Genomic DNA, 12,321 nt, shown 5'->3' with positions numbered 1-12,321 from the left:
TGATGGTTTTTGAAGCTTTTTCCCAGCAGATATTTTCTGGCTTTGCTCTCGCTGGATATTACATTATGATAACTAGTTAAGTCCATGAGGCACCCTTATCACAGGTGCCAGCACAGGATCAATTACCAAACAAAATTACACAGACCGGGGCTTTTGCTGCCGATTGATATGCTGCACACCGATCATGATATAGTTGAAACCGGAAACAACCGTAACACACGCGGTAACCCAGATCAGCCCTTCCATAAAGGAAGCGGCAATGGAGCCTGGAATCGCACGGGAAACAAGGAATATGAAGACCGTCAGAATCTGTACGGCCGTCGTCAGCTTTCCAATGAAAACCGGTTGGATTTTATAGGTCACGGACATGAGAGAAAGAACGGCCACCCCGATCAGAATGATGCAGTCCCGACTGATAACAACGACGGAAAGCCATCCCGGAAGAATTTTCTTTACTGCCAGCGTGACGTAACAACTGATCATGAGGGCCTTGTCGGCGATGGGATCGAGATAGGAACCCAGAACGGTCTGTTGGTGAAGCACCCGGGCCAGGTATCCGTCCAGAATATCCGTAAGACCCGAGATCAGAAACACCAGGATCGCGAGCTTGAAGGATCCCTGCATCAACAGAATGACGATGGCCGGCACCAGGATGATGCGCAGAAGGGTCAGACTGTTTGGAATATTGATCCGCTCCGACTTGTCCGGAACCGTCATACGCCCCCGCACCTATTAACTTTCCTGATCCCGCTCCTTGTTCCAATCCACCCATTCATCCCGGTCTGCTTCCGGCGAGAACGAAAACGGTTTCGACGCCGTACCGTTTTTGTCGATGCGGATTTCCTGCAGGGAACGAACGATGTAGGTCCACTCTTCCATGGTCACTTTCCGGGGACCGGCAATCGGCTTGGGAGCCGTCAGCCGCATGGAAGGCCCTGCCTGCGATTTGACTTCGTCCATGGTTTTCTGGCCGCCCGCCACATTGACTTCGCCGTCGTAAACCCGGACCATTGCCGACTGGTCGGCATCCACGTTCATGCGCCATACGGTTCCCCGAACACCCGCCACTGCATTCTCGCAGGAAAGATCGAAACGGCTTCGTCCGGTAAAGGTTTTGCTGACCTTGGCCCAGCCTCGCCCGAGGGACATGTGGATCCGGACGTCACGACGCTTGCTCGCTTCCTCCGTGCTGATCTGCAGAATCTTGAACCGCGTATTGTCGGCAAAGCGTACGACGGATCGGTCCGGCAAGGTAAGTTCCAATCTCGAACGACGGCCTGTTACCACCTCGTCACCGCCTCTCAGGAGATCGCCCGCTCTCAGGGAACGGGCTCCTTTTTTCCCGGGCGACGTCGCCGTTGCCGATCCCTCCAGAACGCTCACAACCGCCTGACCAGGCCCGATCTTCAGAAAAGTCGCCCGTGCGGCACGCACCGGATCCGAAAGGGCCAGGCCGACACAAACGGCCAACAGACCGGCAATCCATAGATACTTTTTCATATCGACCTCCCTTTGTAACGGATAGCATTCCGCTGGCCGGCCGCTCCGAATCGCTGAGCCGATTTCCTGGACAGGCTCGCCGGCGGTCGATCACACATCCGGCCCGTCAGGCAGCGTAGCCAGGGCCGCACTTACAAGCTCCCGGAGAAGAGGCTCATAAATTCCGATTACGTCCTGTTCCAGCCATTTCCGGGTCACATGAAACGTCCGTTTCGACCTCACTGCTCTCATTTGCCAGAGGATCTCCCCGCTCCGGGCACTGCGAAGCGTAAATTGCGCCGCCGCCGTGGTCTTGGCCGTGTTCAGGAAATAGGAGGTGCCGCACGTTTCCATGGTGATGAACAGGATCGCATCGGCTCCCAGCGCACCGCCGAGAGATCGGGCAGATATTTCTCCATCCCGGATCTCCACTCCCGCTGCAGCCAGCCGCTCATCGATACCCGCAAACGGAAGTTTTGGATACCCCTTGAAATAAAGCTCTTCAGCCGTTTTGTCCCGCAGGATCTTCCCTCCCACCGGGTCGACCTCTTTCGAGGCCTGAATGGGCAGCGGTAAGGCAACCAGCCGCACGCTTTTCTTGGAAAAGTCTTCAACGAGCGTATAAGGAACTTTTGAGCTGCATCCGGCCAGCACGATCACAGCAGCCAGCAGGATCAGAATCCGGTTTGTCCGTCTCATTTACGCGTCCTTTCAGGGCTGGAATTCAAGGTCGAGGCGGCCGGGCGCTCCCGTCTCCTTCGAGACTTTGAAAAGACCTGATGATTCAATATGTTTCGCAAGCACGGCCGGTGGTTCGGCTGATTCTATATCCAGCCAGATCTCGCCTTCAGCGACCTTTCTGGGCAGAACCTGCCTGACACCCGGGATGACCGACAATCCCTCCCGGATCCGTACGAAGTGCTCAAAACGATGGAGCCCCGATACTCGAACGGGAACATGGTGTCGAGGGGCTTCGGCGGTTCCCGTCTGCCGAATCCCCATTTTTTTCAGATCATGCACCAGAAAGTCGGATAGGACGGCAACCCGCAGCTGAATGCTGTAGGTCCCTCCCTCCAATCCTTCATTGAGAACGGAAAAGGTGTCTACATAGCGGTCATGCCGGGCAAGGAGTTGATCAATGTCGCGGGGAAGCCTGGCCGGCTCTTTAATCTTCAGGATCTCCAGGAGGCCTTGCCTGACCGCTTTCCTCAACGCATCACGAACGGCACCGTCCCGCGCCTTTGCCTGATCTCCACCCCGAATCTGGGCCGATCCCTGCACGTCAATGCTGATGACGGCAATGTCTTCCTGGGAAAAAGCAGGGGATGTCGACAGCATCATCACGAGAAAGAAAGCGAGCAACACTGCCGGCCGACGGGATCGGCCTTTCTCTTCATTCGCTGGAGACATGCCTTTACGGGCCGTCCATCGCTTTGAGCTTCTCAATTTCCTCCCGAATCACCCGTTCCGCAATGCCCGGAATCATCTCTCTGGCCAGACGCTCGGCTATTTCCGAGACATGCTGGAGGACCATTTCCCGAAGAGCCGGGTCGGCAACAGCCCGGACGGGAATGTCTTTGACCACCTCCGTAAGATCATGAATCTTCCGCGGCTCGGCGGCAGAAGCCCTTTCATGCGGGGAAGGAGCTTCACGGCCTGAAAAAACGGAGACCCCTTCTTCCAGGACATCCACCAGATCGATGACCCTGCGGCCCTCCGGCATCCCTTCTCCCGTCATGGTTTTCCTCCGCACCTGTATCTGATTTCCGGACCATGCCAGATATTCCCGTACAGACAGCGGCGCAAACGGTATCATAACTCCCTGTGTGCATCAAGGGGAGAACAGGATCGATGGAAGGAGAATTGAATCGAAAGGCCTGCGATTCCCTTCGGGACGAGCCTCCCTAATCCGAAGCACGAACGATCAGCTCGTACGCTCTTTTCTTCGGCACTCCCAGCATTCGGGACACTTCCACAGCCAGATCACGGCTCGAGAGAAGTCCCCTGCGCCGGGCTTCTTCAACGGCCCGGAGAATCGACTCGTCCGTCACGTCCCCGGCTGTGTCCTGCCGTCCGTCGACCAGTACGACCACCTCTCCCTTCAACTCCCGCCCGGAGAGCTGCTCCAGCAATGCTTCCAGGGGGCCCCGGAGAAGCTCTTCGTGAATTTTCGTCAATTCCCTGGCCACCACCGCTTTCCTGTTTCCCAAGACGGCCGCCATATCCCGGAGCGAGTCCTGCAGGCGAACCGGGGACTCATAGAACAGAAGCGTCCCCTCCTCCTCCTGCAGCGCCTCCAGAAACCGGCGGCGGGCCGAAGGCCGGTTGGGGAGAAACCCGGCAAACAGGAACCGGTTCATGGGCAGTCCGGATACGCAGAGGGCCGCGATCGACGCAGTCGGCCCGGGAATGGGAACAATGGGGATGCCTGCCTCGATGGCACCGTTTACGAGGAGATAGCCGGGGTCGGAGATTCCCGGCGTGCCGGCGTCCGCCACATAAGCAATATCCTGTCCCTCCTGGAGGCGCCGGATCATGGAGGGCGTACGACTGCGTTCCGTCTGGTCGTAAAGGCTGACCAGAGGCGTCCGGATCCCATAAGCGTTCAGGAGTTTTTTCGTCCGGCGCGTATCCTCCGCTGCAATCCAGCGCACTTCTTTCAGCACCCGAAGCGCCCTCAGGGTCACGTCTTCCAGATTCCCGATGGGAGTCGCCACAATGTAAAGCTTTGCCGTCGGCATGGGCCGCATCCCCTTTTCGATTGACATATCAACGTGTTTTATGGTTAAAACCGACCGCCTTGGAATCGTGCGGTTGCAGATCTGCCATGCGTCATACCGTGCCGCAGCGTGCACCGGGCACGCCCTTTTGCCGGCAGACTGTGCATCACGGACGAGGATCGTTTCCGGGTCGGCGGAGAAACACTCATAGCAACCTCCCGGGGAAAAGCCAACGTCAAAGAGTACGGGGTATCTGCGGCATGACAGTGAAAAAACGGGTTCTTGTTACCGGCGGCGCCGGTTTTCTCGGCTCCCACCTCTGTGACTCCCTGATTGCGCAAGGCGAGGAAGTCATCTGTCTGGACAATTTCTTCACCGGCAGCAAGGACAACATCCGTCACCTCCTCACCCAAGAGCGGTTTGAACTGATCCGCCACGACATTACCAATCCCGTCTACCTGGAAGTGGACGAGATATACAACCTCGCCTGCCCGGCGTCTCCCGTGCATTACCAGTACAACCCCATCAAGACCATCAAGACGAATGTCCTCGGGACGATTCATACCCTCGGCATTGCGAAGCGCGTCCGGGCAAAGATCCTTCTGGCTTCCACCTCGGAGGTCTACGGCGACCCGGAGGAACACCCCCAGCGGGAGAGCTACTGGGGCCGGGTAAACCCGATCGGCATCCGGAGCTGTTATGACGAGGGAAAGCGGGCCGCCGAGTGTCTGATGATGGATTATCACAGGCAGAACGGGGTCCGGATCAAGATCGCCCGGATTTTCAACACCTATGGCCCGAGAATGGCCCTCAATGACGGCCGGGTGGTGAGCAACCTCATCCTTCAGGCGCTGCGGGGGGAGGATCTGACGATTTACGGCGACGGCTCCCAGACGCGTTCGTTCTGCTACGTCGACGACATGATCACGGGACTGACGCGGCTGATGAATACTGCCGACGACTGCACCGGTCCGCTGAACATCGGGAACCCGGTCGAATTCACGATTCTCTCCCTGGCGGAGGAGGTTCTCCGCCTGACGGGATCCAAATCGAGGATCGTTCATCGTCCCCTGCCCCAGGACGATCCGGTTCAGCGAAAGCCGGACATCGCACAGGCGCGGAGACGCCTGGACTGGACCCCCTCCGTCCCCCTGGAGGAAGGGCTCCGGAGAACCATCGCGTATTTCCGCGGCACAATCGAGGCAACATAGGAGAATCCATGCCTTACAACCGAAACATCCTCTGCATCGGCGCCGGTTACGTGGGCGGCCCCACGATGGCCATGATCGCCTTCCAGTGCCCCGATTACCGCGTTACCGTAGTGGACATCAACCCCGAACGGATCGCCGCCTGGAATTCCGACGAGTTGCCCATCTATGAACCGGGCCTGGATGAAATCGTCCGGACCGTCCGGGGGAGAAACCTCTTCTTCAGCACGGACATCGAAAAAGGGATCCGCGAGAACGACATCATCTTTGTAAGCGTCAATACGCCCACAAAGACCTTCGGCGTCGGCGCAGGCATGGCCGCCGACCTTCAATACTGGGAGCGCACAGCCCGTCAGATCCTGCAGTTTGCCGAAACCCCGAAGATCGTCATCGAGAAAAGCACCCTACCGGTCAAGACGGCCCAGGCCATGGAAAGCATTCTCCACCATACGGGGAATGGAGTCTGGTTCGAGGTCCTGTCGAATCCCGAGTTCCTTGCAGAGGGATCCGCCATCCGCGACCTTCAGGCACCGGACCGCGTTCTCATCGGGTCGCGGGAAACGGAATCAGGCCTGCGGGCGCGCCGGATCCTCGTTGACATTTACGCATCCTGGGTTCCCCGGGAAAGGATCATCACCTCCAACATCTGGAGCAGCGAGCTGTCCAAGCTTGTATCGAACGCGTTCCTTGCCCAGAGAATATCCTCCATCAACGCCATTTCCGCCCTCTGTGAGAAGACAGAGGCCGACGTCGAGGAAGTGGCCCGTGCCGTCGGCATGGACAGCCGGATCGGACCCAAGTTTCTCAATGCAAGCATCGGGTTCGGTGGATCCTGTTTCAAGAAGGACATTCTCAACCTCGTCTACCTGTGCCGCCATTACGGCCTGGACGACGTGGCCGCTTACTGGGAAAGCGTCGTGCGCATCAACGAGTACCAGCAGGAACGCTTCCTGGGGACAATGCTGACGGCCATGTTCAATACACTGGCGGGGAAACGGATCTGCCTGTTCGGTTTCGCTTTCAAGGCCAATACGGGCGACACCCGGGAGAGTCCCGCGATCTTCATCGCCCGGAGATTGATGGAGGAAAAGGCGGAAGTGATCGTTACGGACCCGCAGGCGATCAAAAATGCTCGGATGGATCTGAGCGACGCCGTCGGAAACGTCCGGTACGTCACCGATCCCTATGAAGCGGCGGCGGGATGCCATGCCATCGCCGTCATGACCGAATGGGACCTGTATCGGAAACTGGACTATCGGCGCATCTACGAACGCATGGAGAAACCGGCCTTCCTCTTTGACGGCCGGAACATCCTCGACCATCACGGATGTTTCGATCTTGGCTTCAATGTGTATCCCCTGGGGAAACCTCCTCTCAAACACTTCTGATCATTAAGTAAGGAAACACAATGGACACCGAACTGATCGACCGCCTCACACAGCCGGGCACCACAAAAATCGTTTTTCTCATCATGGACGGCCTGGGAGGACTGCCCGCGCCCGGCGGGAGAGATACGGAACTGGAGACGGCGCAGACTCCAAACCTGGACGCTCTGGCCAGGGAGGGCATATGCGGTCTTCTGGACCCCGTCAGCCCCGGGATCACACCCGGCAGCGGACCTGCCCACTTCGCCCTTTTCGGCTACGACCCGGTCAGGAACAATATCGGCCGCGGAATCCTGGAAGGGGCCGGCATCGATTACCCCATGACGGAGAAGGACCTGCTCATCCGGGTCAACTTCGCGACGGTGGATCGGAACGGCCTTGTGACGGACCGCAGGGCGGGCCGGATCGACAATGAGACAAACCGGCGGGTCTGCCGGAAACTCCAGGAAGGCATCCGCCTTCAATCGAACGTGCCGTTCTTCTTTGAACCCGTGAAGGAGCACCGGGCCCTCCTCGTCCTGCGGGACGAAAGGCTTCGGGATGAGATCGAGGAAACGGATCCGCAGAAAACCGGAAAGCCGCCGCTTCCGCCCCGGGCGACCACGCCGGAAGCGAATGGAACCGAAGCGGTCCTCACGGAACTGGCAAAGGAAGCCCGGCGGGTTCTCGCGGACGAGGAGAAGGCAAACATGGTCCTTCTCCGCGGTTACGCGAAATACCGGAAATTCCCGAGCCTCACGGAGCGGTTCAAGCTGAATCCCCTGGCCATCGCCTCCTATCCCATGTACCGGGGAATTGCCCGCCTGCTGGGGATGGCGGTCCATCCGCCGACGGAGACGATCGCCGACGAGTTCGATGCCCTCCGCACCTCCTTCGGAAGCCACGATTTCTTTTTCGTCCACGTCAAGCCCACCGATTCGCGCGGGGAAGACGGCAACTTCGACGCCAAGGTGAAGGTGATCGAAGAGGTGGATGCCCTGCTGCCGCGCATCCTCGATCTCAAGCCGGATGTACTGGTCGTGACGGGAGATCACTCCACACCGGCGGCCCTGAGCGGTCACAGCTGGCATCCCGTACCGGTCGTCCTGGCGGCAAAGACCTGCCGGCCCGACCGGGTGGAGCGCTTCGGAGAGCGGGACTGCCTCCTGGGGGGACTCGGCCGCCTGCCCATGATGAACCTCATGGCCCTCGCCCTGGCACACGCCGGGCGGCTCGAAAAGTTCGGGGCCTGAGCCCCTAACGTCCCACATGTCGAGGGAAACACGAAAGGGCGGCCCCTTGCGGAACCGCCCTTTTTGTTGTCACTTGCCGAATTCCACGTTCAGCCTTTTTTTCTCTTCTCCAGTTCCTCGGCCCGAAGTTGTTTCCGGAGGATCTTGCCGACGTTCGTTTTCGGGAGTTCCGTGCGGAACTCGACTTCGGTGGGCAGCTTGTAGGCGGCCAGGTGGTCCTTCCCCCAGGTGATGAGTTCTTCCGCCGTCGCCTGTTCACCCTCCTTGAGGACGACAAACAGCTTCACATTCTCGCCGCGCTTCGGATCGGGGATGCCGATGGAGCAGGCCTCCTGGATCTTGGGATGCTGGTAGTACACCTCGTCGATGTCGCGGGGATAGACGTTGTAACCGCCGGAGATGATCATGTCCTTCTTCCGGTCGACGATGTAGAAATATCCGTCCTCGTCCATGGTGGCGATGTCCCCGGTGTAGACCCAGCCGTCCTTCAGCGTGCTGGCCGTATCTTCCGGACGTCCCTTGTAGCCGAGCATGATCTGGGGCCCCTTGACGATCAGTTCTCCCCGCTCGCCCACGGGCATGTCCGTAACCCCGTCTTCCAGGTCCACGATGCGGCATTCCGTGTCGGAGATGGGCACCCCGACGCTTCCCACCTTGCGGGCTCCGCCGTGGAACGGATTGACGTGGGTGACCGGTGTCGTTTCCGTCATCCCGAACCCCTCCACAATGGTTGCCCCCGTCAGCTTCTCGAAGTCGTGAATGACCTCCACGGGCAGGGGTGCGCTCCCGGAGAAGGCCCCCTTGATGCAGCTCATGTCGGTTGACTTGAGGTTCGGGTGGTTCAGCATCCCGATGTACATGGTCGGAACAAGGGGAGCAAAGGTGGGCCGAAATTTCCCGATGGCCTCCAGGAGCGGCTCCGGCTGGGGACGCGGCACCAGGACCTGAGCCCAGCCCATGAGAATGGAGAAATTCATGGACACGGAGAGACCGAAGACATGGAAATACGGCAGGGCGCCCAGCATGATCTCCGTGCCCCTGGTGAACTTCGGAAACCAGGCCGCCAGCTGCTGGACCTGTTTGCTCAGGTTTCCGTGGGTCAGCATGACGCCTTTCGATACACCGGTTGTCCCGCCGGTATACTGGTACATGGCGATGTCGTCGAAGGTCAGTTTTGCAGCAGCGGCGGTCGGGCTATGCTTGGCCAGGCAGTCTTTCCAGCGGTAGACATCGGGTGCGGTCTTCACATCGGCGGCCATCTTCTTCTTTTTAGCCACCAGCGGAAAAAGGAGGCTCTTCGGGAAGGGAAGGTAGTCTCCAATGGATGTGTAGATGATCTGGCGGATCGACGTCCGCGGCCGGATGTCGATCATCCGGTTCCCCAGGAGGTCCAGGGTCACGAGCACCTTCGCCCCGGAGTCGTTGAACTGGTGATCCAGTTCCGGGTCCGAGTACAGGGGGTTGTTCATGACAGCGATGGCACCGATCTTGAGGATTGCATAATAGGCCACGACGCAGGGAATCACGTTCGGCAGAAGAAGGGCCACGGCATCGCCCTTCCGAATCCCGAAATCCGTCAGGCAGGAGGCAAACCGGTCCACCATGTCCTTCATCTGCCGGAACGAAACAGTGTAGCCCTGGAAGATCAGGGCAGGACGTTCCGGAAACTGCTTGGCCGTCCGCTCCAGGATATCCGGAAGGCAGAGATCCTCATACTGGACGCGTTCCGGGACTCCCTGCTCGTAGGACTTCAGCCACAATTTCTTTGCATAGACGCTCTCTCCTGCCATGAAAAGCCTCCTTTCAAGAAAAAAACGGACCGGGTTGTGAAGATTTCTTTCCGTACCGGGGCGGACACAAGGGGATTGGTCTGCTTTCCGGTAATGGTTGCGCGGTGAGACACGGAAGTTCGATGAGCGGATTATAATGGATCGGCGCCCCGTAATCCACAAAAAAAGCCCCGGCTCATTGAGCCGGGGCTGTGAAAATCCCTTGCCTGAAAACTTCTTTTCTATTCTTCCGCCGGAGCGGCGCAGACCTCGACCGGTGCCTTCTCTTCCTCCAAGCCCATGGCCTTCCAGACGATTTCCGCCAAGTCAAGAGCGACCATGCTCTCTTCCTTGCCGTGGAACTTGATCCCGTCGCTCATCATGGTGAGGCAGAAAGGACAGCCGACGGCGATGGTGTCCGCGTTGACGTCAATGGCCTGTTTGGCCCGGGCGTCGTTGATGCGGTCGCCGTGCTCTTCCATCCACATGCGGGCACCGCCGGCGCCGCAGCAGAAGCTCTTTCCGTGGTTGCGAGCCATCTCCACCGTCTTCGCACCGGGAACCGCCGCGAGGATCTTCCGGGGCTGCTCGTACACGTTGTTATACCGCCCCAGGAAGCAGGAGTCATGGTAGGTGAAGGCACCTTCCACGGGCTTCTGCAGCTTGATTTTCCCCTGGGCGATCAGGTCGGCGATAATCTCCGTGTGGTGATACACTTCAAAGTTGCCGTCGAAGTTCGGATAATCCTTCTTCAGGGCGTTGTAGCCGTGGGGACAGGTTGCGATGACCTTTTTCACGCCGTAGGCTTTCATCACCTCGATGTTCGCCTGGGCAAGCGTTTGATAAAGGTACTCGTTCCCACCCCTCATGGCCGAGTCGCCGCAGCAGCTCTCCTCGGTGCCGAGGATGCCGAAGCTGACCCCGGCCGCCTGAAGGATCTTCGCAAGCGCGACGGAGACCTTCTTGCCACGATCGTCGAAGGAGCCGGCGCATCCCACGTAGAAGAGATACTCCACGTTGGAGTCCTCGGCGAGGGTCTTGACGCCCAGTTCCTTGGCCCAGTCCGCCCGGAGGTGGGATCCCACACCCCAGGGGTTGGAGTTGTTTTCCATGTTGCGGTAGGTCAGCTGGAGTTCAGGAGCGAAATCAGCGTCCATCAGGACCTTGTACTGCCGCATGCCGACGATCTTGGGCACATGCTCAATGGAAGACGAGCAGTTCTCCATGCAGTACATGCAGTTCGTACAGTCCCACAACTCGTGGAGATCGACCACTTCGCCGATGAGGGCACGCTCGGCCGCCTCGGCTCCGCCTTCCCCGGCCATTTTCTGTTTCGCAAAGCCGGTGATGAAATCCAGTTTCCGACCCCATTGGGCGATCTTGTCCTCGCCGGCGGCATTCTTTGCCGCCACTGCAGCCGGAGCCTTCTCCAGCCAGTAGGTCTTGATGTCCTGAACCAGCTTCTTGGGCGACAGGTGCTTGCCCGTCAGGTAGGCCGGGCAGCCGTCCTGGCATCTCCCGCAGCGGGTACATGCGTCGGAATCGAAGATCTGTTTCCAGGTGAATTCTTCCAGGGTTCCCACGCCAAAGCTCTCGGCGTTCTCGAAGTCGGCGATTGGATCCAGCTGGCCGACGGGCTTCAGGGTGGTCATGAAATGATTGGCCGGCGTCGTGATAATGTGCATCAGCCGTGAATAGGGAATATAGGCGATGAATCCGAGGGCGATGAAGGTGTGAATCCACCAGGTCGCCGCATGCATCGCCTTCGCCGATCCGGGCTCGACGCCGGCAAAGGCCTTGGCCAGGTTCCAGCCGACGAAGGACCAGGTTTCCCAGGGCGCCTGCTGCCAGGTGACGTGAATCCGGAGGGCTTCGATGACGAATCCCGTTACGATAATACCGAGGATCAAAAGCAGGACGATGGCGTCATCGGGCGTGGAGTCCGGCTGTCCCTTGTAGGTCAGGCGGTCGGGCCTCAGGATATAGCGCCTCCACAGGGCCATGATTACCCCGATGAGGACGAAGAGGCCGAAAAGATCCATAATCATGGAGAAGAAGAGATAGAACTTGCCCCTGAGGAAAGCGATGCCGAAAGGCTCCGTGATATGGAATTCCGTGGCGTCGAAAGCGGCTCCGAAGATGAGGACGAAGAACCCGAAAAAGATCATGCCGTGCATGACGCCCGGGTACAGATCCTGCCAGGTTTTGACCTGCAGAATTCCGTTTCTCCAGAGCAGTTTGAGCCGTTCGTTGACATTATCCATGCGGATTTCCGGTTTGCCCATGGCGGTCCACATCTGCCAGCGCCGAAAGAGGCCGATGGCAAAGATGACCATGGCAATGCCGGTAAAGAGAAAGAGGAACAGCTCGAAATGCTCGGCATTCCAGAATACCTGCCGGCCTTCATTGCCGATTCCGATTGGTGCGATTCCGTGTGCCATAACTCCTCCAAGCGATATGTTCTTGCGTGATCAGCGAGGGGTGGCGAATGGGAAGCAAAGACAGCGGTTTAAGACGGACGCATGCAA

The 12,321-nt window shown here is 58.6% G+C and carries 11 protein-coding genes; 3 read left to right on the top strand and 8 right to left on the bottom strand.

The genetic code is table 11. The features are described from left to right. Positions 1-135 precede the first annotated feature (135 nt). From HPY65_04965 to rsmI, 6 genes are all read right to left on the bottom strand, one after another. A complete protein-coding gene (locus HPY65_04965) occupies positions 136-690 on the bottom strand; it encodes a CDP-alcohol phosphatidyltransferase family protein (protein ID NPU83820.1) in 555 nt (184 codons plus the stop codon). A 42-nt stretch (positions 691-732) separates the two neighbouring features. Further along, positions 733-1,500, bottom strand: coding sequence for a FecR domain-containing protein (locus HPY65_04960; GenBank protein NPU83819.1), 768 nt, complete (start codon positions 1,498-1,500; stop codon positions 733-735). 90 nt (positions 1,501-1,590) lie between these two features. Further along, a complete protein-coding gene (locus tag HPY65_04955; protein NPU83818.1) occupies positions 1,591-2,178 on the bottom strand; it encodes a DUF799 family lipoprotein in 588 nt (195 codons plus the stop codon). 12 nt (positions 2,179-2,190) lie between these two features. Next, entirely contained in the window at positions 2,191-2,889 is a 699-nt protein-coding gene (locus HPY65_04950) for a hypothetical protein (GenBank protein NPU83817.1), read from the bottom strand. Between the two features lie 4 nt (positions 2,890-2,893). Next, complete coding sequence (locus tag HPY65_04945; protein ID NPU83816.1) at positions 2,894-3,217, bottom strand: hypothetical protein; 324 nt, start codon at positions 3,215-3,217, stop codon at positions 2,894-2,896. Positions 3,218-3,383: 166 nt separating this feature from the next. Next, a complete protein-coding gene (rsmI, locus tag HPY65_04940) occupies positions 3,384-4,229 on the bottom strand; it encodes a 16S rRNA (cytidine(1402)-2'-O)-methyltransferase (protein NPU83815.1) in 846 nt (281 codons plus the stop codon). Between the two features lie 230 nt (positions 4,230-4,459). On the opposite strand from rsmI, the gene HPY65_04935 reads away from it, so the two are divergent. The 3 genes from HPY65_04935 to HPY65_04925 are packed head-to-tail and all read left to right on the top strand — an operon-like array spanning position 4,460 to position 8,024. Then, on the top strand, positions 4,460-5,410 hold the full coding sequence (locus HPY65_04935; protein NPU83814.1) for an SDR family oxidoreductase: 951 nt from the start codon (positions 4,460-4,462) through the stop codon (positions 5,408-5,410). An 8-nt stretch (positions 5,411-5,418) separates the two neighbouring features. Next, positions 5,419-6,795: a UDP-glucose 6-dehydrogenase gene (locus HPY65_04930; protein NPU83813.1), complete on the top strand. Its 1,377-nt coding sequence runs from the start codon at positions 5,419-5,421 to the stop codon at positions 6,793-6,795. Positions 6,796-6,815: 20 nt separating this feature from the next. Beyond that, entirely contained in the window at positions 6,816-8,024 is a 1,209-nt protein-coding gene (locus HPY65_04925) for a 2,3-bisphosphoglycerate-independent phosphoglycerate mutase (GenBank protein ID NPU83812.1), read from the top strand. 89 nt (positions 8,025-8,113) lie between these two features. Here the strand turns inward: HPY65_04925 and HPY65_04920 are convergent, their stop codons facing one another. Both HPY65_04920 and HPY65_04915 read right to left on the bottom strand, forming a co-directional pair. After that, entirely contained in the window at positions 8,114-9,814 is a 1,701-nt protein-coding gene (locus HPY65_04920) for a long-chain fatty acid--CoA ligase (protein ID NPU83811.1), read from the bottom strand. 221 nt (positions 9,815-10,035) lie between these two features. Beyond that, positions 10,036-12,234: a 4Fe-4S dicluster domain-containing protein gene (locus HPY65_04915; protein ID NPU83810.1), complete on the bottom strand. Its 2,199-nt coding sequence runs from the start codon at positions 12,232-12,234 to the stop codon at positions 10,036-10,038. Positions 12,235-12,321 lie beyond the last annotated feature (87 nt).

The organism is Syntrophaceae bacterium, from assembly GCA_013177825.1.
Taxonomy (GTDB): Bacteria; Desulfobacterota; Syntrophia; order Syntrophales; family PHBD01; genus PHBD01.
This window is presented reverse-complemented; position numbering and strand designations above follow the sequence as displayed.